This is a genomic window from Acinetobacter sp. 25-47-122 (assembly GCF_056779695.1).
Genome location: NZ_JBWYIJ010000005.1, coordinates 191,500 through 215,779 on the forward strand (window position 1 = coordinate 191,500; position 24,280 = coordinate 215,779).

Annotated in this window: 20 protein-coding genes; 14 read left to right on the plus strand and 6 right to left on the minus strand. The window is 40.3% G+C overall.

Annotated features, from left to right (window positions below):
• Positions 1 to 2: 2 nt before the first annotated feature.
• From atzF to AC1M9P_RS06635, 6 genes are all read left to right on the plus strand, one after another.
• On the plus strand, positions 3 to 1,811 hold the full coding sequence (gene atzF, locus AC1M9P_RS06610) for an allophanate hydrolase (RefSeq protein ID WP_481587093.1): 1,809 nt from the start codon (positions 3 to 5) through the stop codon (positions 1,809 to 1,811).
• Positions 1,808 to 2,824, plus strand: coding sequence for an ABC transporter substrate-binding protein (locus tag AC1M9P_RS06615; protein WP_481587094.1), 1,017 nt, complete (start codon positions 1,808 to 1,810; stop codon positions 2,822 to 2,824). The genes atzF and AC1M9P_RS06615 overlap by 4 nt, the downstream gene beginning before the upstream one ends.
• Positions 2,825 to 3,094: 270 nt before the next feature.
• Complete coding sequence (locus tag AC1M9P_RS06620; protein ID WP_481587095.1) at positions 3,095 to 3,343, plus strand: TIGR03643 family protein; 249 nt, start codon at positions 3,095 to 3,097, stop codon at positions 3,341 to 3,343.
• A 20-nt stretch (positions 3,344 to 3,363) separates the two neighbouring features.
• Positions 3,364 to 4,533 (plus strand): efflux RND transporter periplasmic adaptor subunit, encoded by a 1,170-nt coding sequence (locus tag AC1M9P_RS06625; RefSeq protein WP_481587096.1) that lies wholly within the window; start codon positions 3,364 to 3,366, stop codon positions 4,531 to 4,533.
• A gap of 71 nt (positions 4,534 to 4,604) precedes the next feature.
• Positions 4,605 to 5,747, plus strand: coding sequence for an ABC transporter permease (locus AC1M9P_RS06630; protein ID WP_481587132.1), 1,143 nt, complete (start codon positions 4,605 to 4,607; stop codon positions 5,745 to 5,747).
• Positions 5,740 to 6,444, plus strand: a complete 705-nt coding sequence (locus AC1M9P_RS06635) for an ABC transporter ATP-binding protein (RefSeq protein ID WP_481587097.1) — start codon at positions 5,740 to 5,742, stop codon at positions 6,442 to 6,444. Before AC1M9P_RS06630 ends, AC1M9P_RS06635 begins: the two co-directional genes overlap by 8 nt.
• 91 nt (positions 6,445 to 6,535) lie before the next feature.
• On the opposite strand, the gene AC1M9P_RS06640 is transcribed toward AC1M9P_RS06635, so the two are convergent.
• Both AC1M9P_RS06640 and AC1M9P_RS06645 read right to left on the minus strand, forming a co-directional pair.
• A complete protein-coding gene (locus AC1M9P_RS06640) occupies positions 6,536 to 7,429 on the minus strand; it encodes an ABC transporter ATP-binding protein (RefSeq protein ID WP_416224313.1) in 894 nt (297 codons plus the stop codon).
• The gene (locus AC1M9P_RS06645) at positions 7,429 to 8,373 is read right to left on the minus strand and encodes an ABC transporter permease (RefSeq protein ID WP_481587098.1); all 945 of its coding nucleotides are present in this window, start codon (positions 8,371 to 8,373) and stop codon (positions 7,429 to 7,431) included. Before AC1M9P_RS06645 ends, AC1M9P_RS06640 begins: the two co-directional genes overlap by 1 nt.
• Before the next feature lie 240 nt (positions 8,374 to 8,613).
• Between AC1M9P_RS06645 and AC1M9P_RS06650 the strand changes: the two genes are divergently transcribed.
• The 5 genes from AC1M9P_RS06650 to AC1M9P_RS06670 all read left to right on the plus strand — a co-directional run bounded on the left by AC1M9P_RS06650 (position 8,614) and on the right by AC1M9P_RS06670 (position 15,750).
• Positions 8,614 to 9,051 (plus strand): cation efflux protein, CzcI-like, encoded by a 438-nt coding sequence (locus AC1M9P_RS06650; RefSeq protein WP_481587099.1) that lies wholly within the window; start codon positions 8,614 to 8,616, stop codon positions 9,049 to 9,051.
• A gap of 46 nt (positions 9,052 to 9,097) precedes the next feature.
• Positions 9,098 to 10,417, plus strand: a complete 1,320-nt coding sequence (locus AC1M9P_RS06655; RefSeq protein WP_481587100.1) for a TolC family protein — start codon at positions 9,098 to 9,100, stop codon at positions 10,415 to 10,417.
• Between the two features lies 1 nt (position 10,418).
• Positions 10,419 to 11,636, plus strand: a complete 1,218-nt coding sequence (locus AC1M9P_RS06660) for an efflux RND transporter periplasmic adaptor subunit (protein WP_481587101.1) — start codon at positions 10,419 to 10,421, stop codon at positions 11,634 to 11,636.
• Entirely contained in the window at positions 11,626 to 14,769 is a 3,144-nt protein-coding gene (locus tag AC1M9P_RS06665) for an efflux RND transporter permease subunit (RefSeq protein WP_481587102.1), read from the plus strand. The genes AC1M9P_RS06660 and AC1M9P_RS06665 overlap by 11 nt, the downstream gene beginning before the upstream one ends.
• A gap of 75 nt (positions 14,770 to 14,844) precedes the next feature.
• Positions 14,845 to 15,750 (plus strand): cation diffusion facilitator family transporter, encoded by a 906-nt coding sequence (locus tag AC1M9P_RS06670; protein ID WP_035263822.1) that lies wholly within the window; start codon positions 14,845 to 14,847, stop codon positions 15,748 to 15,750.
• A 49-nt stretch (positions 15,751 to 15,799) separates the two neighbouring features.
• Here AC1M9P_RS06670 and AC1M9P_RS06675 read toward each other — a convergent pair whose 3' ends face one another.
• The gene (locus tag AC1M9P_RS06675) at positions 15,800 to 17,215 is read right to left on the minus strand and encodes an LLM class flavin-dependent oxidoreductase (RefSeq protein ID WP_481587103.1); all 1,416 of its coding nucleotides are present in this window, start codon (positions 17,213 to 17,215) and stop codon (positions 15,800 to 15,802) included.
• A gap of 207 nt (positions 17,216 to 17,422) precedes the next feature.
• Here AC1M9P_RS06675 and AC1M9P_RS06680 point away from each other — a divergent pair, with 207 nt between their 5' ends.
• Together AC1M9P_RS06680 and AC1M9P_RS06685 are read left to right on the plus strand one after the other, a co-directional pair.
• On the plus strand, positions 17,423 to 18,673 hold the full coding sequence (locus AC1M9P_RS06680) for an SfnB family sulfur acquisition oxidoreductase (RefSeq protein ID WP_481587104.1): 1,251 nt from the start codon (positions 17,423 to 17,425) through the stop codon (positions 18,671 to 18,673).
• 13 nt (positions 18,674 to 18,686) lie between these two features.
• Positions 18,687 to 19,949, plus strand: a complete 1,263-nt coding sequence (locus AC1M9P_RS06685) for an acyl-CoA dehydrogenase family protein (RefSeq protein ID WP_481587105.1) — start codon at positions 18,687 to 18,689, stop codon at positions 19,947 to 19,949.
• Between the two features lie 158 nt (positions 19,950 to 20,107).
• Here the strand turns inward: AC1M9P_RS06685 and AC1M9P_RS06690 are convergent, their stop codons facing one another.
• Positions 20,108 to 21,427 carry an acyl-CoA dehydrogenase family protein gene (locus tag AC1M9P_RS06690; RefSeq protein ID WP_481587106.1) on the minus strand — a complete coding sequence of 440 codons (1,320 nt, stop codon included), beginning with the start codon at positions 21,425 to 21,427 and terminating at the stop codon, positions 20,108 to 20,110.
• Between the two features lie 196 nt (positions 21,428 to 21,623).
• On the opposite strand from AC1M9P_RS06690, the gene AC1M9P_RS06695 reads away from it, so the two are divergent.
• Positions 21,624 to 21,833 (plus strand): hypothetical protein, encoded by a 210-nt coding sequence (locus AC1M9P_RS06695; protein ID WP_481587107.1) that lies wholly within the window; start codon positions 21,624 to 21,626, stop codon positions 21,831 to 21,833.
• Between the two features lie 46 nt (positions 21,834 to 21,879).
• On the opposite strand, the gene bioB is transcribed toward AC1M9P_RS06695, so the two are convergent.
• Positions 21,880 to 22,869 (minus strand): biotin synthase BioB, encoded by a 990-nt coding sequence (gene bioB, locus AC1M9P_RS06700; RefSeq protein ID WP_481587108.1) that lies wholly within the window; start codon positions 22,867 to 22,869, stop codon positions 21,880 to 21,882.
• Between the two features lie 290 nt (positions 22,870 to 23,159).
• On the minus strand, positions 23,160 to 24,263 hold the full coding sequence (queG, locus tag AC1M9P_RS06705) for a tRNA epoxyqueuosine(34) reductase QueG (RefSeq protein ID WP_481587109.1): 1,104 nt from the start codon (positions 24,261 to 24,263) through the stop codon (positions 23,160 to 23,162).
• Positions 24,264 to 24,280: the final 17 nt, after the last annotated feature.

Here is a 24,280-nt window from a genome sequence, read left to right on the forward strand (position 1 = left end):
CCGTGCAGACATTATGGACTATACAAGATTGGCAACAGGCTTATACAAATCAAACTATTCAGTTGAATGACTTAAAGCGTTATGTTGATGAACTCTGCAATGATGATCACGCTTGGATTTCAATAGCCAGTGCAGAGCAAATACAGGCGCAGATTGATGCATTGGTCCATCAGGATATCGCTGATCTTCCGTTATATGGCGTGCCATTTGCTGTCAAAGACAATATTGATGTTGCTGGATTTTATACCACTGCGGCGTGCCCAGATGCGGCTTATTTAGCAACGCAAGATGCAACCGTAGTGGCTAAGCTTAAATCTGCTGGTGCAATCGTGGTGGGCAAGACCAATCTAGATCAATTTGCCACGGGATTGGTTGGCGTACGTTCACCCTATGGGGCAGTAAAAAACAGTTTCAATCCGGATTATATCAGCGGTGGATCAAGCTCTGGCTCAGCGGTTGCAGTAGCAAATGGGTATGTACCATTCGCCCTCGGTACTGATACAGCGGGTTCTGGCAGAGTTCCCGCGGGTTTCAATAATATTGTCGGACTCAAACCAACCAAAGGCTGGTTTTCAGCCACAGGTTTAATCCCTGCATGTCGAAGTATTGATGTGATCTCAATTTTTGCAACTCAAGTAGAGGATGCTTGGACGGTAGCGCAATTGATGCAAGGTTATGATGCGACCGATGCTTATTCAAGACAGCATCCGAGAACAGTTCCGACACAATTTTCGAAGGGCAAGATTGCAATCCCAGATCACTTAGAATTTTATGGTGATACTCAAAGTGAGCAAGCATTTCAAACAGCCATTACTCGAATGAAATCGCTCGGTTTTCAAGTTGAAGAGATTGATTTCACAGTATTTAATCAATTGGCTGCCGCATTGTATAACCGCTCATGGGTTGCGGAGCGTACGCATGCCGTCGAACACAAAGTTCGACGTGAGCAATGTCATCCGGTAATTAAGCAAATTATTGATCAAGCTGATCAATTCAATGCTGTAGACGTGATGCAAGATGAGTATCAGCGTGCAGAATGGGCTAGACAGATTAATCTTCAATTAGAAAATTATGATGCGTTGATGGTGCCAACAGCTCCTTCGATTTATCGCATTGCAGATGTTGAAGCAGATCCGATCCAAAAGAATTCGCATATGGGGGCTTATACCAATTTTGTTAATTTTGCTGATTTATCAGCATTGGCACTTCCGAATGTCATCCGTGATGATGGTTTGCCAAGTGGTATCACCTTAATTGCTGGCGCTTGGATGGATCAAGCTTTGGCACACTTCGGTCAGCAATGGCAAGCGACTTCAGGATTAAATTTAGCAACGTCAAAGCAAGGCTATCAAATTCATAAATCAATAGGATCTGAGCACACCGTTAAATTGGCAGTGGTGGGAGCACATCTTACAGGCATGCCGCTGAATTTTCAGTTAACGAGCAGACAAGCCACCTTGGTAAAAAAAACGCGTACTGCGCCGTATTACAAACTATTTGCTTTAAAAAATACTCAACCACCTAAGCCGGGGCTACAACGAGATACATCAGGTCATTCTATTGAAGTGGAAGTGTGGGATGTACCAAGAGCATTGTTCGGTGACATTGTTGCTGAAGTCCCAGCACCACTTGGTATTGGCAATGTACAACTCATTGATGGAACATGGGTGAAAGGCTTTATATGTGAAAACCATGCTTTAGCAGATGCACTTGATATCAGTCACTTTGGTGGATGGCGTGATTATATTCAAGCCTCAAATTTTACCAATACTAAATTTAAGTGCACGAGCATTGGTGAGGTGGTGCAATGAAAACGATGGTATGGGGAGTCATTGGAACTGCACTGTTATTCGTGGGTTGTGATAAAACCGCAAAAATTCCAGAACCAAGTCAACATGCTCAAGCCGAAAAATCAATGCAACCGATTCGGATTGGTTACAGTGATTGGCCGGGATGGGTGGCATGGCAAGTTGCTATTGAGAAAGGGTGGTTTAAAGAAGCTGGATTAAACGTAGAGTTTAAATGGTTTGATTATTCAGCCTCTATGAATGCTTTCGCAGCAAACCAATTGGATGCGGTTTCTGTTTCTCATGGGGATAATTTGGTCATTGCCTCAGGTGGAACGCGGGGCATTATGATTTTAGCAACTGATTATTCATCAGGGAATGATGTCATTCTTGCTAAAGAGGGCATTCATAGTGTGGCAGATCTTAAGGGTAAAACGATTGCAGTCGAAAAAGGGCTAGTCGATCATAATTTATTGAATACCGCACTTTCAGATCAAAATATATCAGCCAATGAAATCAAACTAATTAATGCAGCAACCAACGAATTACCCCAAGTATTTAGCAGCCAAGATGTTGATGCCATTGCTGTATGGCAACCTGTAGCAAATCAAGCTTTAAAAAGCGTAGCTGGGTCCAAAATCATTTATAGTTCTCAAGATAAACCAGGATTGATCTATGATACGTTGACGGTAAATATGACGCATTTATCTAGGCATCAAGCAGAGTGGAAAAAAGTGCTACAAGTATGGGATCGAACCGTCAAATTTATTCAAGACCCTGAGACGAGAAACGATGCTTTGATGATTATGTCTAAGCGTGTTGGTGTTGAACCTGAGCAATATGAACAATTTATTCAAGGCACACATTTGTTGGATCTTGAGGCAAATCAAAAGGTATTTAAACGCTCCTCAACTTTAGATTCTATTTATGGATCAACTTATCATGTCAATAAGTTTAATCTTGAAAATGGAGTTTATACGGTAAAACTAGATATTGATGGGCTGATTTATCCAAAATTGGTTGAATCATTTAAATAAAAAAAGCCCAGTGCAGAGGGGCTTGCACTGGGCACAAAGTTGGACTGAATGATTGGTCGGTAGAGTAACAGAGTTGCCTACCTTGTATGGATTAAGAATAGATAAAAATGGAAAAACTAGGAAACGGATTAAAATTATGAAATCAATCGTTTTATACGATGAACGCGTTAGCGTGTAAGAAGTGTCTATAAATCAACAAAAAATCACATATTTTTCACGAATCAACAATTAACATAAAAGTTTGATACGTATAAAAAAGGATCATGTGCGTTGTATACAACAGCTGATATTTCTAGAATTATTGAAATGGCCTGGGAAGATCGGACACCCTTTGAAGCCATTCTGCTGGAATACGGATTAAACGAAAGTGCAGTTATTCGATTGATGCGACAACAATTAAAAAAAAGTAGTTTTGAAATGTGGCGTAAACGTGTTGCGGGACGGAATACTAAGCATCTTCACAAGCGCTCACCAGATATTTTAAGAGCTTACTGTACTCGACAATACAAACTGAAGTAGGCCTATTGGGAGATAAAGCTTTGCGTATTTTAAAACAACGAAAATGGTGGATTCTCATTCTGCTCATTTTGATTGGTGGGATATATTTCATTTTCCGTTGGTGGCAAGGTCCCGTAGTCGAAACTTACCTAATCGAAGAAAAACCACTGATTCAAACAGTGGTCGCTTCAGGTCGTGCTGAAAATGTAGCACGTAGTGAAATTGGGAGTGAAATTTCGGGTGTGGTGATTGAGCGACGCGTGCAAGAAGGTCAACGAATAGCAGAAGGAGATGTACTGTTAATTATTCAATCTGATGATTTAAAAGCACAAGTCCGTGAAGCAGAAGTTGCGCTAGAGGAATTGCAGAAAATTCGCTATCCACAAGCGCAGGTTGAATTGAAAACGGCAGAATTCCAATTGCAACAAGCCAGTCGCGAAGCAAGACGTCGTCAGCAAACGGAACCGGGAGTGCTTTCTGTTGAAGAAAAAGAACAAGCTTTAGAAGCTGAACGCTTAGCCAGAAATCAATTATCTGCGGCAAAACTGAAGGCGCAAAGCCTTGCTCCAGGTCAAGTGGAAGAAAAAACCTTAAGCGAAAGATTAAATGCGCTACGTGCCCAATTGGCAAAAAGTGAAATTCGGGCACAAGTATCGGGTACGATCTTGACGCGTGAAGTCGAAAAAGGGGATGCGATTCAACCTGGAAAAGTGCTCTTTACAGTCGCAGTTGATAGTCCAACGCAAATTAAAGTGGCGGTGGATGAACAAAATTTACCTTATCTGAAATTAGGTCAAAAAGCTGAAGTGATTGCAGATGCTTATCCAGAGCAAGCATTTCCAGCTGAAGTTAACTTTATTGCACCTAATATTGATCCTCAACGTGGTACGGTTGAAGTCAAATTGGCGGTGAATTCTGTACCCATTTTTTTGAAGCAAGATATGACAGTCTCAGCGAATGTCGAAACAGCACGTCGAAATAAAACCAAAGTAATAGCCAATGACGCGCTTATTGACCCTTCAACCACGCAAGCTGAAGTTATGGTGATAAGAGAGGGTAAGGTCCAACGTCAATCTGTAAAATTAGGGTTGCGTGGAACCACCATGACTGAAGTTTTATCAGGGTTGGATCATAATGATCAGGTCGTAATAAAGCCTGATGAAGTAAAAGCGGATCAGCGTGTCAGAACTAAGCAGGTACAAGCACTTTGAAGATAAAGCGTTTATGGACCAATTGGCTCATCGCTGTTGGGTTTTTACGCGAGGGTCGCAGTCAAACACTGATGATTATTGGTGGTGTTGCTATTGGTGTTGCCGTTATTGTCTTTATTAGTGCATTAATTCAGGGGCTTCAGTCCAATTTGATTGAGCGTACGTTGGGTACTCAGGCACATATTAGTTTACATGCACCAGATGAGGTCAATCGCGTCGTTAAAGTGCCTGAGGGCGTAGCACACATCATCCATGAAGATCAAAGGGCTCAAAGACTTAAGTCGATCAATAACTGGCAAGAAGTTCTTGAAAATCTAGACAATATCAAGACGCTCAATGCCGTTTCCCCCATGATTTCAGGACCTGCACTGGTAAAACGGGGGGAAGCGATTCAGTCAGTTGCGATTATGGGGATTGATTTACCACGTTATCAACGTATTGTACCTTTGCAAGAGTATCTAAAAACTGGTCAGCTTCGTTTAAAAGCAGATGATGTACTCATCGGAAGTGAGTTGGCCAAAGACCTTGGTGTGCGCGTAGGCAGTAAAATTCGCGTTGATAACGGTCAAGATATTAACGCCGTCATGAATGTAACGGGTATTTTTGAACTCGGGGTCAAAGAACTAGACTCACGCTATATGTATATCGATCTAAAGCGGGCACAGTCTTTATTGGGTTTGCCGGGTGGGGTTACCATTATTGATCTTCGTATTTCTGATATTTTCTCCGCAGATCAGGTCGCAACGCAAATTCATCGTCTCACTGGATTAAAAGCTGAAAGTTGGATTGAAAGTAATGCGCAATTGATGAATGCGATTTCAGCGCAAAGTCTTTCAACCAATATGATTATTATATTTGTTGGAATATCTGTTGCATTTGCGATCGCCAGCGTACTCTCCATTACAGTGGTACAGCGTACACGTGAGATCGGAATCTTGCGTGCTACAGGTGCGAGCCGAGAACAGATTTTGATAATCTTTCTCATTCAAGGTGCGATTTTCGGCTTACTTGGTTCTATTGTCGGAATCCTGACCAGTTATGCATTGGTTTGGTCATTTAATGAATTTGGCCCAGGGTTATTCTACATTCCAATTTCACCTTATTTGATTGGATCCGCTTTATTACTTGCAACATTGAGCGGTTTAATTGCAGCGGCGATTCCTGCCCGTCGTGCAGCGCGTTTAGATCCTGTGGAGGCAATCCGTCATGTCTAATCATGATGAAGTACTACGTTTAGAGGCTTTGAAAAAGTCTTATAACATTGGACAACCCAATGAAATAGAAGTGCTGCATGGGATTAATTTTGCGATACATCGTCAAGATTTTGCTGCGTTAATTGGACCTTCTGGTTCAGGTAAAAGTACGTTATTAAATATTTTAGGTTTACTGGATCAACCCACCAGTGGTGAAATTTATTTACTTGGTCAACCAACCAGTCAAATGGAAGATCAACAAAGAACGGAATTGCGTGGGAAGAGCATAGGATTTGTGTTTCAGTTTCATCATTTGATTCAAGCGTTCACCGTTATTGAAAATGTTTTGATGCCTCTAATGTTGGCGCATGGCAAACCCAATCAACAAGCTTTAGATCGAGCACATGATTTGTTAAAAGCGGTAGGATTGAGTCAATTTGCACAACGAAAAGCCAGTCAACTTTCTGGTGGGCAGCAACAACGTGTCGCAATCGCCAGAGCTTTAATCACTCAGCCTACTTTACTCCTCGCTGATGAACCTACAGGTAATTTGGACAGTCAAACAGCGAGCGAAGTCTTTGAGCTGTTTCGTGAAGTAAATGAGCAACAAAATTGTGCGGTATTGTTAGTGACCCATGATCCACGATTATCCGCTACATGTGATCGAACCATTCAATTGGTAGATGGACGAATTGAACGTGATGAAATGAAGTCGTGATTAATCCAAGGCTGCATTTAAAATGGTGTGGTCAAAAGGATTGATGTTGCATGCTTTATCCTGACCGTTAGTGTGATCAGGATATAGCGCCTTATTTAGAATGACTGACCTTGGTCATTCTTGGAATTTTAGGTAAGTCGGCGAGTGCTGGATCAAGTTCATCTTCTTCAGCATGTACCAAAGCATCTACACGTTGTCTTAAATATTTAAATTTTTCAGTGAGCATCAATTCATGCTGACGTGGTCTTGGTAGATCAACCTCAATGATTTCCTTAATTTCGCCAGGATTGGCCTTCAATGCCACAATCCGATCGGCCAGTAAAATCGCCTCGTCCATATCGTGTGTCACAAAAATAATCGTGATATCGATATTGGCCCAAAGATCGATCAGATGCTTTTGCATTTTTTGACGCGTATGAGGATCTAAAGCTCCAAAGGGTTCATCCATTAAGAGAATTTTTGGCTGATTCACGAGCGCGCGAGCGATGGCAACGCGTTGTTTCATCCCTCCAGAAAGTTCATGAGGGTATTGCTGCTCAAATTTTTCAAGTCCGATAATGTTGATCCATTCGCGGGCTTGCGCCTCAGCTGTAGCATTGCTGGCACCTCGCATGAGTGGACCAAACATGACATTTTCTTTTACCGTTTTCCATGGAAACAGTGTGTAGCCTTGGAAAACCATGCCACGCTCTGGACTCGGTCCTGTGATGGTTTCACCGTCTACCAGTAATTCACCACTGGTATATGGATCAAGACCTGCCACAATACGGCTAAAGGTAGACTTACCGCATCCTGAAGGACCAATAACACAGATAAATTCACGTTTATGAATTTTTAAATCTAAAGCATTTAAAATGGTGCGCTCAGTTTTTCCGTGGCTAAATTTCTGGGTGAGATTTTTCGCTTCTAAAATGACGGGACGAGCGTAAATTTTGTCAAAGTAAGCGCGGGCATCAAAATCTGAGGGTTGAATTAGTGAAGACATTAGCGAGCTCCCGTTTTCCATTTAAATAAGTGCTGTCCAAGTTTCATTAAAATCACGTCGCAAATCAGACCAATCAAACCGATAATCAAAATTGCGGCAAAAACATTGTCAAAGTTTTGATAGCGAGCTTGTTGAGTGATGAACCACGTGATACCGGATGTACTTCCTATGAGTTCTGCAACGATTAAATAGGTCCAAGCCCAACCTAAAAGTACACGAAGGTTTCGATAAATTTCTGGGAGTGCAGCAGGGATGACCACATAAAATAAACTTTTGATTTTATTAGTTCCTAAGGTGAATCCAGCTTCAATAAGACTGCGGTCGACCAGACGGGTGGTATTGGCAATAATCAGAATTTGTTGGAACAAGGTACCAATCACAATAATGGCAATTTTAGGTGCGTCATTAATGCCCAAAATCGCAACAGCAAGAGCGCCAAAGGCTGGTGCAGGCAGATAGCGAAAGAACTCTACAAAAGGTTCAGTTAACTGAGAAATTTTATGAGAAAAACCGCAAAGAATACCCAAAGGAATCCCGATCAAAGAAGAAATAAAAAATGCGGTAAACACCAGTTTAATGCTGTGCCATAAACTTTCATGAAACCATGGTGCATTTGCTTGAGCGGGTGGCGTTGTAAATGCGGTCACTAAGGCTGTAGCGACTTCATCTGGTGCGGGTAGGTAAATGGGATTGACCAAAATTCCCCGAGGTGGTGGCAGTCCTTGATCGACTGCCAATTGCGCTTCAGCATAATAAACTTCTCTACTGACACGGCTATCGAGTTGTAAAAATGTTGTGCTACCAGAATCTGTGATTTGAACTTGGGGATGCCAAATAAAAGGCAAATAACTCACTGCACACCAGATTAAAATTGGAATTAAAAACGATCCAAAACCAAGCAAAAATTTATGCTTTTGACTCAATTCTCGTGCAACATAGCTCATCGTTGCCACCTCAGTAATACAAAAAATAAAATTCGTATGATTAGGTTGCAAAATCGATGCCATTTTCGAAGCGTGCTTTAAAAGCGCTAAATTTTTAAGTTTTCATTCATTTTTCTTATGTACATTCTTTCAATATCAAGGTTTCGATCATCAAAATATGATGGAGAATTACAACTCTTCACTTGATGGTGATCACTATCACGTTTTAAATGCAGATAGAAAAGATGAGAGCCTGCTTAAATGAGATCGGCTAAATTTGTGACATTCTTAGCATGTATGTTCATGTTCCAAAGCCTTTGGAATGTGGCGGCGGCTTTTTGTGTTCATGAAAGCGACTCAACATCGACACAAAGTTTTCACTTTGGTCATCATCAACCTGTACTTTGCCAAGCCGATCTTTCAAATAAAAGTCCGAAGTCCCAAATTGAAAAAGGCTTCGTGCTTGGTGATGATCAAAGCGTGACGCTAGAAGAAAAAGCGCAAATCGATGTTTTGGATCATCAAGATCATCTGCCGTCAATGTCTCAGTTTATTCTTGCTGTAAACGAGAATTTGCCTTCATCACAACACATCGAAAAGATTTACCAAAATCACTTTCTTTGGATTAATGCCTATCAATCGCCTCATTTAGGTAAAATCCCTCCGCCTCCTGAATTAACCCCGCTATTGGTGGGGTAGCCTAAAAATTTCCCACCACTTATTTTTAAATTAGTGGGAAATTCATATGTCTTTTAAATTAAAACATTCCATTCGATTATGGCTGGTTTTAGGTTCGCTTAGTTTGGGTGCAAATGCTCAAGCAATGACAGTCAATTCGCTTGAACAAGCACTCGTTCAAGTGTCTCAATATCAACAATCAGAACAGATTTGGCAGCAACGACAACAAATGTCAGAACTTGCTGTTAAGCAAAGTCGACTTTGGCAAAACCCGTCCATCAATCTCTCTCGAGATGGTTTTGGTTCGAGTCAAGATCAAGAATTGAGTCTTGGTATTAGTCAGCCGATCGACATTTTTGGTCAAAGACGGATTCAAAAAAATATAGCGCGTTTGGCTGGGCAACAAAATGAATTGCAAGAAAAGTTGTGGGAAGCACAAAGCCAATTAATCGTGAAGTATGCTTGGTCACAGTTTTTAATTTCGCAATCTGAAGCACAAATTCAAAAGTCTCAACTGCAAGTCAGTCGTGAAACTTTAGACAGCGCTAAAAAACGATATCAGGCAGGAAGCATAGCCTTGGTTGAGTATGAACGAGCGCAGATTGAAGCGGCAGAAAATGAACGCAATTATCAGCAAGCCATTTTAAATAAAGAAATTGCAAAACGTAATCTTTCTAATCTCTGGGGAGAAACTGAAGCAGAGGTGAAGGTTGATTCAAATCGGATTTATTGGCCTGACCAAGTTGAACAGAATGTTCAAAATTATATTTCTGCAGGTTATTTAGAAAAGCTTTATGCACTCAATGTTGTGCAGGCTAATCAACGAATTGAGCAGCTTAAAATTAGAGCAAAATCAAATCCAAACTTGAATGTAGGGATGACGCGAACAAAAGCGCCCAATGAGACAAACGATACTAGTTTATCTGTGGGTGTCGATATTCCTTTCAATATTTTTAATCGTCAGCAATACCAAATTCCGCTTGCACAACGTCAGCAATCTCTACTTGAGCGTCAACAACAAAGAGAACTCAAACAACAAATTTTAGAGATTGCAAACTCATTTCATCAGGTGCGTGGCTTAAAACTACAGTATGACGCTGTACTGAGACAAAAAGACTTGTCTGAAAAAGTACAGATGCGCTCTTTGCTCGGTTTTAAAAATGGAAAACTTTCAATCACTGAGGTGCAACAAGCAACGACACAATTACAAAATATTCGGCTCAGTCAAATTCAGCTCTTAAGAGAGGCATGGCAAACCGCACTAGCTGCTGAGGCATTAAGTATTGGTACCAGTTATGAACAAATTAGTCGTTCAGATGCCTATACCCAATTACTCAAAGAGGCTGTGTCACAGTCAGAAAATTTCATCAATATAGGGGCAGAATAAAATGAGATCTATACAACAAGGAAAAATAAACCAAGCATTCCTCATCGCTCTCATTATTGGGGTGACGATAGTTATCGGGATTTGGATTTTTTTCAAAGATAATAAGAAAACAGCAATTGTTGAGAGTGAAGAGCAAGCTGAAACGTCGAATGGCGCAGAAGCTGAGCATGCAGAAGAAGATGAGATTGAACTCACATCTAAACAGCTAGTCGAACATAGTATAAAAATAGAATCAGCTCAATTAGGTGCAATTCCGCGATACACAAACTTGCCTGCAAAATTGATGGTAAATACAGATCAACAAGCGCATATTTCCCCTAATTTTGCTGGTCATGTTGAACAAGTGAATGTAGCACTGGGACAAGAAGTAACTAAAGGTCAAGTACTTGCAGTATTAAGTGTCCCAGAGCTCATTGACCAACAAGCGAATTTGAGAATGGAGCAATCCAATTTAGATTTGGCACGCCAAGATTTGCAACGTGAACAACGGATGTGGTCGCAGGGGATCTCCGCAAAACAGGATTTGCAACGTGCTGAAAATGCATATCGTCAAGCACAAATCACAGTGCAAAGTGCCAATGCACGTTTACAAGCTTTGGGAGCTTCAGCAGGTTCGAATGGTCGTTTTACTATTCGTTCGCCTATCTCGGGTGTGATCAGCCAAAAAGACATCGTGGTAGGTGAAAATGTGCAACTTGCAGATCAGATTTTCATCATCGAACAATTAAAAGATTTATGGCTCGAATTTGTGCTACCTGCAGATGCGAGTAATCAAATTCGTGCACAACAAAATATTCAATTCAAATCTTTACAATCAGGTCAGACGTATACAGCAGTTGTGCAATCGTTAACGTCGCAAGCAGATGCGCAGACTGGTCGTTTGATTGTTCGCGCTAAAGTTCAAGGAAAGGCAAGTGAGTTAAGACCAAATTTGATGGTAAATGTTGAACTTCAAAGTCCCGATGCATCGAATGTATTACGCGTTGCAAAAAATGCAGTGCAACAAATCGAAGGTAAATCAGCAATATTTATTGTTACAGAACAAAAAAATGGAAAAGTCCACTTTAAAGCACAACCCATTGAAGTAGGTGAAATGTCTTCAGATGGTCAATGGGCAGAAATTAAGTCTGGTCTTCAAACGGGGCAAAAATATGTCAATCAAGGCAGCTTCTTACTGAAATCGGAGTTAGAAAAAGGAGAAGCTGACCATGGGCACTAATCATGACATGCCGAAGGCTGAAGGGCTATTTGAGCGAATTATTCAGTTTTCAATTCAACATGCGATTTGGATCATGCTGTTTGCCTGTGCTTGGATTGCTGTTGGAGTTTATAGTTATCAAAAATTGCCAATTGATGCAGTTCCAGACATTACCAATACACAGGTTCAAATTAATACTCAAGCCAATGGATTTACTGCGCTCGAAGTTGAGCAACGCATTACGTATCCAATTGAAAATGCCATGGCGGGGATACCAGATCTTGAATTAACACGTTCGATCTCTAGGTATGGTTTATCTCAGGTGACTATTGTCTTCAAAGATGGCATTGATATTTACTGGGCACGTCAACAAATCAATCAGCGTGTTCAAGAGGTTCAATCCGAATTACCTGATGATATCGCACCTACCATGTCTCCAGTATCTACGGGGCTGGGTGAAATTTATCAATGGGTACTAAAAGCTGAGCCAAAGGCTAAAAAACCTGATGGTTCTTCATACACAGCAATGGATTTACGCGAAATTCAAGATTGGATCGTGCGTCCACAATTGCAACGCGTAAAAGGCGTTGCTGAGGTGAATAGTATTGGAGGATTCAATAAAACATATGTTGTTTCGCCAGACTTGAATCGTATGCAACAACTACAAGTCAGTTTGACGCAACTTCAACAGGTTCTCACTGAGAACAATGAAAATCGTGGAGCAGGATTTATTGAAGATGGAGGTCAACAACTGACAGTACGAGTTCCTGGAACACTGAACACGATACAGGATATTGAAAATACAACGGTGGTTACCTTAAATGGAAATCCTGTCCGTGTTTCAGATATTGCTTCAGTGTCGATTGGACATGATCTTAGAACAGGCGGAGCGACCTATAACGGAGAAGAAACCGTACTCGGCATCGCCATGATGATGATGGGTGAAAACAGCCGTAGTGTTGCACAAGCGGTTGATCAAAAAATTCAAGAAATTCAAACCACACTGCCCGAAGGCGTAAAAATTGAAACTGTTTACGATCGTACCACCTTAGTCGAGAAAGCCATTAAGACAGTTCAAAAGAACTTAGTCGAAGGAGCGATTTTGGTGATTGTGATTTTATTCATTTTCTTGGGAAATATTCGAGCAGCTTTAATTACAGCATGCGTGATTCCACTTTCGATGTTATTTACATTATCAGGTATGGCACAGCAGAAAATTAGTGCCAACCTTATGAGTTTAGGTGCGCTAGATTTCGGAATTATTGTAGATGGGGCGGTGGTAATTGTCGAAAACTGTATTCGCCGATTAGCTCATGCCCAAGAACAGTTAAGACGACCTTTAACACGTTCAGAGAGATTTAAAGAAGTATTCCTTGCTGCTCGTCAAGCGCGCCGTCCTTTAATTTTTGGTCAAACGATTATTTTAGTGGTGTACTTGCCCATTTTTGCGTTGAGTGGTGTTGAAGCAAAAATGTTTCACCCTATGGCACTCACCGTAGTATTAGCACTTATTGCTGCGATCATTTTATCCATCACTTTTGTTCCTGCAGCGGTAGCCTTATTTGTAACAGGTGAAGTGAAGGAGAAGGAAGGGCGTTGGATGGTATGGATGAAGGAAAAATATCTAAAAGCATTGGATATGACTTATTTATATCGAACGGTCATGTTAACGCTCGCAGTCAGTATTTTAGTTTTAACAGGGTTGTTGGCAACACGTTTAGGAAGTGAATTCGCACCGCAATTAAGCGAAGGTGATTTTGCTATTCAACAAATGCGTTCACCCAGTACCAGCTTAGAAGAATCGTTAAAAATGCAGGAAATGACTGAGAAACTTTTGCTTCAAAATTTTCCAGAAATTAAAAATGTTTTCGCACGAACTGGTACTGCTGAAGTGGCGACAGATGTGATGCCACCCAATATCTCAGATGGATTCATTATGTTGAAACCTCGTCAAGAGTGGCCGAATCCCAAAGAAAGCTTAGATGATTTAAGGTCACGTATTGAAACTTTTTTGGAGACTTTGCCTGGCAACAATAGTGAATTTTCTCAACCCATTGAATTGCGTTTTAATGAGCTCATTTCTGGAGTCCGCAGTGACATAGGTATAAAAATTTTTGGCGATGATATGCAGGTGTTAAACGATGAAGCTGCCAAAATTGCCAGGATTGTGCAAAAAATCAGTGGCAGTACCGCAGTCAAAGTAGAACAGACTTCAGGTTTACCTTTGTTAAATATAGATGTAAATCGTTCTTTAGCAGCGCAATATGGTCTTTCGGTTCGTGAAATACAAAATTTAGTCGCTTCAAGTATCGGTGGTCAACAAGTCGGTGAAATTCTACAAGGCGACCGCCGTTTTGATTTTGTTATTCGACTTACTGATCAAGATCGGACAGTCATGGGGATTGCACAATTACCCATACAACTCCCCAATGGTGGGACAGTAAGACTGGCAGATGTGGCTACAGTGTCAAATATTGATGGTATGAATCAGGTGAGTCGTGAAAATGGCAAGCGTAGGATTATTGTGACGGCAAATGTTGAAGGGCGAGATCTGGGTTCATTTGTCCAAGAGTTGCAATCTAGCCTCACGACATATGCATTACCGAGCGGCTATTGGATTGAGTATGGTGGACAGTTTGAGAATTTGGCATCTGCCAAAGCTAGAATGACTATCGTGATTCCATTGGCTTTGATTACGATTTTTATCCTGCTGATGGCTGTATTCAAAAATATCAGAGAAAGTTTATTGGTGTTCACGGGCGTACCCTTTGCTCTCACGGGTGGAGTCTTATTTTTATGGTTACGTGATATTCCTATCTCAATGTCTGCCGGTATTGGTTTTATCGCTTTATCAGGTGTCGCTGTTCTGAATGGACTGGTTATGTTGACCTTTATTAAGGAGCTAAGAAGTGAATACAGTTTAAAAGATGCCATTTGGCAAGGTGCAGTGTTGCGATTACGTCCTGTGCTGATGACGGCTTTTGTGGCGTCTTTAGGATTTGTTCCAATGGCCCTCGCTACGGGTACGGGTGCTGAAGTACAGCGACCGCTTGCGACAGTGGTTATCGGTGGAATAATTTCGTCTACAATACTGACGCTACTACTTTTACCTGTATTGTATAGGTGGATGAATCAAGCAAAAGCAGAACAATAAATTAAACAATAGCATTATGTATATGAATCAGATCCTCACTTTATTTTAAGTGAGGTTTCTGATGAGGAGTATAAAATGGGTAGTTCGCATAATCATGATCACAGTCATGTGGAAGTCAGTAAAGGCAACGCAAAGAAACTGACTTTTGCACTCGCTTTAACCACGACCTTTCTAATTGTTGAGGTCGTTGCAGCATTCCTTACCCAAAGTTTAGCTTTATTGTCTGATGCTGCACATATGTTTACTGATGCTGCCGCTTTAGCCATCGCGTTGGTTGCAATTAAGATTGGTCAAAAACCTGCAGACAACAAGAGAACTTTTGGATATCAACGGTTTGAAATTTTGGCAGCTCTATTTAATGCGGTGATGTTATTTATCGTTGCAATTTATATTTTGGTAGAAGCGATTCATCGATTAAGTAATCCGCCTGAAATTCAAAGTGTTGGAATGATGATTGTTGCCGTCATTGGCTTAATCATTAATTTAATTTCGATGAAGATTCTTTTCTCAAGTAGTCAGGACAGCCTCAATATCAAAGGGGCATATCTAGAAGTATTAAGTGATGCACTTGGTTCTGTGGGTGTGATCATCGGCGCTGTGATTATTTATTTTACAGGTTGGGTACTCGTTGACACGATTATCGCAGTCCTGATCGGATTTTGGGTCTTACCCCGTGCTTGGATTCTCGCCAAGCAAAGTGTCAACATCCTGCTCGAAGGTGTGCCTGATGAAATTGATATTGAAAAGCTCCGTGCAGATTTATTATCGCTTGAAGGAGTCACGGATATTCACCAACTCAAAGTTTGGGCAATCACATCCAAAAAAGTCATGCTCACAGTTCATTTGGTTGCACCGAATGTCGATCCTAAACGTTTACATCAACAAGCTTTTGAAATGTTAAGTCATGATCATCATATTACTGAAATGACCTTGCAGATAGAAGATGATGCATATCACCATGAACTAGAACATCAGCATTAAAAAAGCCCCCGAAAGGGGCTTTTTTTAGATTTAGAGAATTTAAATGGATCTACACAGATTCAAGTGTTGCGTTTTTGGTTGTGGTGTGCAGCCCATTCGTTGATGACCTACGGTATTGAGCACCACGATGATCATCGGGAAGTAATGGTCCATGACCAAACAACTTTTCTCTCAGTGTCCCCTTGGTATATTCTGTAGGATAAACACCGCGACGTTGTAACTCAGGAATGACGTATTCGACCACGTCTTCAAAAGATTGATGTGCCAAAATATAAGCCAAATTGAATCCATCAATGCCAGTTTCATCCACCCATTCTTGAAGACGATCGGCAACTGTGCTTGGTGAGCCGACAATCACGGGTCCATTTCCACCTACACTGGTCCATTTTGCAATTTCTTCAATGGTCCAAACTTTGTCTGGATCTGCTTCTACGTAAGATTGCAACATAGATTGAATAGCATTGGTATGAATATATTCAACCTGGTCTGTAGCTTTGAATTGTGAAAAATCTACACCAGACCACCCTGAAGCGAGTGTTAATCCACCATCATAACTTCCGTAAGATTGATACTCTGCAAATTTAGCCTGCGCTTTCTCATCAGTTTCATCGACCACAATCGCAAGCATCGTATAAATTAAAACAGCGTTTGGATCTTTACCTTCTTGAACAAGATTATGGCGAATTCCTTGTGCTAACTTTTTTACAGCAACTTTCGTTGGTGCAGATATAAATACGCATTCTGCATTTTGACTTGCAAATTTCTGTCCACGCTTTGATGCACCTGCTTGGTATAATACAGGTGTGCGTTGCGGAGAAGGTTCACAGATATGAATACCTGGCACGCTAAAATATGTACCTTCATGAAGGATTGGATGAACTTTGGTGTGATCCGCAAAAATACCAGCAGCTTTGTCGCGTCGTACCGCATCATTTTCCCAAGAGCCTTCCCAGAGTTTATATAAAACTTCCAGATACTCGTCTGCAATATCATAACGATTGTCGTGACTTACTTGGGTTTTTAAACCTAAGTTTTTGGATCCGCTTTCTAGATATGAAGTCACAATATTCCAACCCGCGCGACCTTTGGTGAGATGATCCAACGTGCTCATACGTCGTGCGAAGGGATAAGGATGTTCGAATGAAATAGAGGTGGTTACGCCAAAGCCTAAATGTTGGGTGACTGCTGCCATTGCTGGAACAATTTGAATTGGATCATTCACAGGAACTTGAACAGCACCATTTAAAGCATGTTGAGCCGATTGATGATACACATCATAAATACCCAAAACATCTGCAAGAAAAATACCGTCAAAAATACCTTTTTCTAATATTTTTGCTAAATCAGTCCAATATTCCAAATCTTTATATTCCGTAGAGCGATCGAGCGGATGACGCCATAAGCCTGGGGACTGATGTGCAATGCAATTCATTTCAAAAGCATTAAATCGTATATGTTTAGTCATAATGAAAATATAAAATAATTAAATGTTTATATTCTGATTATATGAAATGTCATACTTATTATTTAATGAGAAAAACTGCAATATACATAATAAAAAAATAAATGATTTATTTTGTTTGAAATTAGATTAGTAAATAAAATAATCGTATAAAAAATTAAAATAATTAGTGCTAGTTTAATTTTATTCAATTTTTTTGAAGAGAATAAAATGACTGCACAAATAGATATAAAATTGCATGAGGCTGAAATTTCAAAAGAATTCTACCAAATTCATCAGCCAGCGCATGTGATTAAGACAGATGAAGAAGCGATTCAAATCGCACAACAGCTCGCTGAAGATTTTGCAAAGGAAGCCTCCATTCGTGATCATGAACGCCGTTTACCTTTGAGTGAAATTAACAAGTACTCTCAATCAGGGCTTTGGGCAATTAATATTCCAAAGCAATATGGCGGTGCAGGAGCGAGCTACAAGACTCTCGCTGAAGTTGTTAAAACCATTTCTAGCGCTGATCCATCACTAGGTCAAATCGCACAAAATCATTGGGTGTTTCTAGAGCATATCCGTTTAGATGCCACCGAAGAACAAAAACAATTCTTTTTTAAAGCAGTACTGGGTGGAGAGCGTTTGGGGAATGCTTTCTCAGAAAAAGGGTCTAAGACGGTTGCCGATCTCACCACAAAAATAGAATTTGATGCTTCTGGCAATGGGATTGTGAATGGTCAAAAATTCTTTGCAACTGGAGCTTTACTGGCACACCGCATTCCAGTTGTTGCGATTGATGCTGAAGGAAAACCATTTGCTGCAATCGTGCCACAAGGGACAGAAGGTGTAAAAATTACCAATGATTGGAGTGGGTTTGGTCAGCGTACAACGGTCAGTGGATCAGTCGAATTAAACAACGTTAAAGTAGATGCAAAATTTATCGTTCCAATTTATCAAGCTTTTGTAAGACCGACTGCAGCTGGAGCAATTTCTCAATTTATTCAAGCTGCTGTAGATGCTGGGATTGCGCGTGGTGCGATTCAAGAAACGATTCATTACGTTCGTAACTTTGCACGTCCATGGATTGATTCAGGTTTAGATAAAGCAAGTTCAGATCCATATACCATTGCTAATATTGGTGAATTGAAAATTAAGCTGCGTGCTGCTGAAGCGGTTCTGGATTTGGCAGGATTAGCGATTGATTTAGCGCTTGAACAACCGACCGAAGATCAAATTAATGAAGCAACATTGCTCGTGGCTGAAGCAAAAGTCTTGACGACTGACATTGCGATTTTAGCAGCGAATAAATTATTTGAGCTTTCTGGCACGCGTTCGACCTTATCGGAATTAAATTTAGATCGTTATTGGCGCAATGCTAGAACACACACCTTGCATGATCCCGTGCGTTGGAAATACAACATTGTAGGAAATTATTTTCTAAATGATGTCCCACCACCACGTCATCCATGGAGCTAAGGAGAAATTTATTATGACTATATTAAATCAGAATGAAGAACTTTCACTTGGTGCCAACTATGAAGAGGTTGCAGCAAAGTTTCGACCGATTTTTAAGCGGATTGCAGAAGGGGCCGTTCAACGAGAAACCGATCGTGATTTGCCTCATGAACAAATTAAATGGTTAAACGATGCAGGTTTTGGTGCATTACGTGTGCCAAAAAAATATGGCGGTGCAGGTTTTACCCAACAGCAACTTTTCCAAATCTTAATCGAGTTGGCGACAGCGGATTCAAATATTGTGCAAGCTTTACGTGGACATTTTGCATTTGTCGAAGACCGTTTAGTGGCGCATAAAGATCAATCACAAGCGTTTTGGTTTAAGCGATTTGTAAATGGTGAAATCGCAGGAAACGCTTGGACAGAAGTCGGTAATGTTGAGATAGGCGACGTCATTACCCGAGTGAAACAAAATCAACAAGGCGAATATGAAGTTTCAGGAGAAAAGTTCTATTCTACAGGTACTATTTTTGCCGATTGGATTGATCTTTTTGCCTATGATGAGACCACTGATCAGCATGTGATTGCAGCGGTCTCAACTAAAGCTAATGGAATTAAAGTACATGATGATTGGGATGGATTTGGTCAAAAAACCACTGGAAGCGGGACGCTAAAAATCAACCAAGTGTCGATTGAACGAGATCATATTTACCCGTTTGATCAGCGTTTTAAATATCAAACAGCTTTTTATCAAGTTGTACATCTAGCAACACTGACCGGCATCGCATTTTCTGCGGTGGAGACCTTTAGTGAGGAAGTGCGTAAGCGTACTCGAATCTTTAGCCACGGGAATGCTGATCTTGTCCGTGATGATGCTCAGATTCTACAAGTGATTGGTAAGGCATCTTCCCAAGCATTTGCCAGTCAAGCCATTACTTTAAAAACAGCTGCAGCACTGGATGATGCATATTTAAGTCACTTTAATGCTTCATCTGAAAAAGATCATGAGATTAACCAAATTGCGGAACTAGAATCTGCTCAAGGGCAGGTCGTCATTTCAGATCTTGTACTTGATTTAACAACTAAACTATTCAACAGTTTAGGTGCTTCAGCTAGTGCTTCATCAAAACAGTTAGATCGTTTCTGGCGTAATGCAAGAGTTGTATCCTCACATAATCCGATTATTTATAAGGAGAAAGTGGTGGGTGCTTTTGTCGTGAATCAAACTGAATTGCCATTTGTATGGCAAATTGGTAATAGTCCTTTGGCGAAACATTTGAAAACTCAAGCTGCCTAATTGATGTAATTTCGATGATGCTAAAAAGGTCCTGTTAAGGACCTTTTTACTAGGTTCGTAAATAAGAGCTCTAATAGCCTAAGCGATTTAGATAGATCACTTTAAAAAACACTAAAAAAAGACACTAAAGAATAGTGTCTTAAAGATTTAAAGCGAGCTCAAGAAGCCTTATCTGTTTGTAGAAGCCCTGATTCGTCAACTTTACCGATACGCCATTGATAAGGGGGCAATGCACCATTTACGCTAAAGTCTCCGACAATTCGATCTTTATAAATTCTTGGGTTGTGTGATGCGAGCGTACGAATATTTCGCCAGAAACGATCTAAAGCTAAGTTTTTATCAGTGGCTGATGCTCCTAGAGCATCAAAAATGATGGTCGAAGCATTTAATGCAAGTGTGGTGATAATGGTTTGAGATTGAGCAACCTCTAATTCAGCTATGGCATTTTGATCTGCTTCGAGTTGTTCATTATCATTCAACCCAGCTTCAAAAGCACGTTGTATAGCCTGTGCATTTTTTCCAATAATTGCTGCAGTGGTGTACGCTACACCACGAATTTGACCCACCACTTGTAGGATTTGAGCATCATTACGGACGAAGGAAGCATTGGCATGCGTATAATTTCTTTCACGTTTATAAACCTCAGCTGATACTTCATAGCTTGCTGCTCTTGTAAGCCCTGAAATAATTGCCAATTGAATCAGTTGATAGAATGCTGCTGAATATTTAAAGCGCTGTTGGTCTCCGATGACATCTTGTTGATTCACAACAACATCAGTGAACTTAGTAGTACCACTTGCTGTAAGAATTTGACCAAAACCATTCCAGTCATCCACAATCTCAACACCTTCAGCATGTCGAGGGATTAGAATACTGGCTGATTCTCCATACAAATCAGTAATACCCACATCAATCCAGTCTGCATACAAGCTTCCTGTGGTATAAAATTTTTGTCCATTCAATATCGTGCGTCCCTCAGCATCTTTGGAAAGTCTCGTTTTAAATTCATGAATGGACTCATTTCCACCTTCAGACCATGCGCTTCCAATAATTTGACCTTGAGCCACTCTAGGAAGCCATATAGATTTAAACTGTGGGTCGCGGCTGAGCAGTAAATCTTCCACAAAGCCAAAATGTACGCGAAGTGCCTGCGGTAAATTTGCATCAGCTTCGGAAAGTTCGATCAATAGATTAAATAATTCTGGAATCGTTGCATCAAATCCCCCTTGCGAACTGGGTAAGCGAAGTTTCGTAAAACCGATGTCTTTTAACCATTGAATCTGTTCAAAAGCTAAAATTCGTTTTTTTTCGCGTTCAGATCGCGAAGCTTTGATTTTTTCAAATGTAGGTCTGAATAACGAGGCGAGGCTTTCATAACGTGAAGAAGGTCCTTGTCCCCATACAGCATTAATTTGTGTGGTCAGTGCGCTGGGGTGGTGTTGCAATGCAGTTTGAGGTTTTAAATCAATAATACTCATAATAATCAGTCTTTATTCTAAATTAAAATAAAATAATAGCGCTTATAAAATGTGTGGAAATCGATTTATTGTGATATGTAAATATAATATATTGGATTAATAAAAAATTAGGTATTATCTTAAATAAAGAAAATGATATTCAATAAAATGAATTGAGATATAATAATATTGTGATTGGAGAAAGGATTTAAATTAAATGAGTAAAGATTTTAAATCGAATACTTATATTTGTGATGATCATGCCATAGATACGATTTATTGGTTGATGCACCACCAAGATAGTTATGATCGCTTTGAGTTTGATGCATTTCGTCAAAAAATAACGGTACACCATGCCAATGGAACAGATGAAATTAAGCCAGGACAGTATCTTAATGCCAGTTATGGCATATTGATCACATCATAAAAAACCGAAGCAAAGCTTCGGTTTTTAATTGAGCGAAGCTTTGAAATTAACTTGCCATTGCATCTATAGTCAGCTCTGATACAGTCGGCTTCGCTTTTTCTGCTTTTAGACCTAACTTATCGAATAACTGCTTATCTTTGCCTTCACCAGCATTAGGTGTCGTTAAAAGCTTTTCACCTGAGAACAAAGAGTTAGCACCTGCCATAAACGCTAAAGCTTGATCAGAATCAGAAAGAGATTCACGACCCGCTGAAAGTCTTATATAACTTTTTGGCATGATAATGCGCGCTACGGCAATCGTGCGAATCCATTCAGTCACATCGAGTTTTTCAACATCTGCTAAGGGTGTGCCTTCGATCGGTACAAGCATGTTGATTGGTACCGATTCTGGATGAATAGCTAAGGTCGCAAGTTCATGTAATAGACCAATACGATCTTGAGTATCTTCACCTAAGCCAACAATTCCACCGCTACACACTTTCATGCCTGCTTGGCGTACAAAGTCTAAAGTATTTAAACGATCATCATAAGTACGTGTGGAAATCACATTTGGATAGTACTCACGAGAGGTATCTAAATTGTGATTGTAATAATCTAAACCTGCTTCTTTTAAACGTTCCGCTTGTGATTGATTGAGCATCCCTAAGGTCATACAAGTTTCAAGTCCTAGAGCCTTTACCTCACGTACCATTTCAAGTACATAAGGCATATCGCGTTCATGAGGATTTCGCCATGCAGCACCCATACAAAAACGAGATGATCCAGAAGCGAGAGCTTCTTTGGCTTCATTAATTACTTTTTCAACAGCAATTCTTTTTTCGGCTTCAAGTTTGGAATCATAACGTGCAGATTGAGAACAGTATTTACAATCTTCAGGGCATTTCCCCGTTTTGATCGATAGTAATGTGCTGACCTGAATGGTATTTGCATCAAAGTATTGACGATGCACGCGTTGTGCTTCGAAAACTAAGTCCATGAAGGGTTGTTCATAGAGTTTTTGTATTTCTTCACGCGTCCAATCATTGCGTACTTGCATAATTTATCCATCAATTAAAAAGCTACTTATTTGATCATACTGTAATTTTAATAAAGCAAAATCGTAAAATATGACAATAATGACTCAAAAAAATTATCAAATTCGCCAACTCAATAGAAATTAATCATTGTTGATTTAGTTACAAACTTGACTATTTTTATGCGTTTTTCGCCGCAAAATTATTTTTTGGGAACTTGATGTTGAGAACTTGTTGCTAACGTGTGCTTAAAATTTCAGATCATGCTCAAAATGGTGATTTTGTCTTGTCAAGTCATCTTGGAAAAGTAGTGTTAATTGTTTCTTTTTGAGTGTTGTTCTTGTACTGCCCAGTCAATATGGATTTGCACAATCTCACTAGACTGATTTCTTTTTAGTATCAATTGCTCAATATTGTTTGGATGATAGGGTGCATTCCCGATTCCAATCGCAATATTCCGCATAAAGCTTTCATAGCCTGTTCTACGCAGTGGACTGCCTTCTGTGTTGGCTAAGAATGTTGCTTCGTCCCATTGCCATAATTCCATTAAAGAAAGACGATCCAGCCCATGACGGGGATGGAAATCAGTAACCGTTGTGGTTTGTGCGAAACTATTCCAAGGACAAATCAGCTGGCAATCATCACATCCGAATACGCGATTACCTATGCCATGGCGTAGTTCTTCAGGAATCACACCTTGGTATTCAATGGTCAGATAGGCAATACATTTTCGGGCATCTAATTGATATGGCGCTACAATCGCCTGCGTTGGACAAATATCAATACATGCTGTACATGATCCGCAATGTGCACTGGCAGGCTCGTCAAAGGGTAATTCAAGTGAACTAAACAGTTCACCGAGTACAAAAAACGAACCCGATTTTTTGTGGATGAGCAGGGTATGTTTACCTGTCCAACCCATACCTGCAGATTCAGCGAGTGATTTTTCAAAAATAGGGGCTGAATCGGCGAAAGGTCTTGATTCAAACGGACCGACTTTTTCACGAATAAGGTTTGAAAGTGTTTTTAATTTACCGCGCATGGTTTTATGGTAATCCCGTCCGCGTGCATATCGCGCAATAACGGCAGAATTAGGGAAATCAGGTACTGTTCGAGGTTGAGGTCGTTCAACCAAATAATTCATTCTGACGCAGATAATACTTTTTGTATGGGGAACCAACAGTGTTGGATTAGCACGTTTTTCCAAATTTTCTTCGAGGAACTTCATGTCACCATGAAATCCTTGATCTAAATATGCTTTTAATCGAGGTAATTCATCTTGAGCATCAGGTCGGGCAATGACACAATCAGCGAAGCCCAGTTCCAATGCTTGAGATTTAATCCAAGCTTTAAGCGCATGAGGATCAAATTGCTGTGTTGGAATACGAGCTGGTATAGATGAGAGAGATTGAGTCATAAATAAAAAAAGGAACG

What these genes read in the sequence shown, in the direction of transcription:
- AC1M9P_RS06615 (WP_481587094.1), top strand. Translation starts at nt 1,808, where the DNA reads ATGAAAACGATGGTATGGGGAGTCATTGGAACTGCACTGTTATTCGTG.
- AC1M9P_RS06630 (WP_481587132.1), top strand. Translation starts at nt 4,605, where the DNA reads ATGATTATTGGTGGTGTTGCTATTGGTGTTGCCGTTATTGTCTTTATT.
- AC1M9P_RS06635 (WP_481587097.1), top strand. Translation starts at nt 5,740, where the DNA reads ATGTCTAATCATGATGAAGTACTACGTTTAGAGGCTTTGAAAAAGTCT.
- AC1M9P_RS06640 (WP_416224313.1), bottom strand. Translation starts at nt 7,429, where the DNA reads ATGTCTTCACTAATTCAACCCTCAGATTTTGATGCCCGCGCTTACTTT.
- AC1M9P_RS06645 (WP_481587098.1), bottom strand. Translation starts at nt 8,373, where the DNA reads ATGAGCTATGTTGCACGAGAATTGAGTCAAAAGCATAAATTTTTGCTT.
- AC1M9P_RS06650 (WP_481587099.1), top strand. Translation starts at nt 8,614, where the DNA reads ATGAGATCGGCTAAATTTGTGACATTCTTAGCATGTATGTTCATGTTC.
- AC1M9P_RS06655 (WP_481587100.1), top strand. Translation starts at nt 9,098, where the DNA reads ATGTCTTTTAAATTAAAACATTCCATTCGATTATGGCTGGTTTTAGGT.
- AC1M9P_RS06660 (WP_481587101.1), top strand. Translation starts at nt 10,419, where the DNA reads ATGAGATCTATACAACAAGGAAAAATAAACCAAGCATTCCTCATCGCT.
- AC1M9P_RS06665 (WP_481587102.1), top strand. Translation starts at nt 11,626, where the DNA reads ATGGGCACTAATCATGACATGCCGAAGGCTGAAGGGCTATTTGAGCGA.
- AC1M9P_RS06670 (WP_035263822.1), top strand. Translation starts at nt 14,845, where the DNA reads ATGGGTAGTTCGCATAATCATGATCACAGTCATGTGGAAGTCAGTAAA.
- AC1M9P_RS06675 (WP_481587103.1), bottom strand. Translation starts at nt 17,215, where the DNA reads ATGACTAAACATATACGATTTAATGCTTTTGAAATGAATTGCATTGCA.
- AC1M9P_RS06680 (WP_481587104.1), top strand. Translation starts at nt 17,423, where the DNA reads ATGACTGCACAAATAGATATAAAATTGCATGAGGCTGAAATTTCAAAA.
- AC1M9P_RS06685 (WP_481587105.1), top strand. Translation starts at nt 18,687, where the DNA reads ATGACTATATTAAATCAGAATGAAGAACTTTCACTTGGTGCCAACTAT.
- AC1M9P_RS06690 (WP_481587106.1), bottom strand. Translation starts at nt 21,427, where the DNA reads ATGAGTATTATTGATTTAAAACCTCAAACTGCATTGCAACACCACCCC.
- AC1M9P_RS06695 (WP_481587107.1), top strand. Translation starts at nt 21,624, where the DNA reads ATGAGTAAAGATTTTAAATCGAATACTTATATTTGTGATGATCATGCC.
- bioB (WP_481587108.1), bottom strand. Translation starts at nt 22,869, where the DNA reads ATGCAAGTACGCAATGATTGGACGCGTGAAGAAATACAAAAACTCTAT.
- queG (WP_481587109.1), bottom strand. Translation starts at nt 24,263, where the DNA reads ATGACTCAATCTCTCTCATCTATACCAGCTCGTATTCCAACACAGCAA.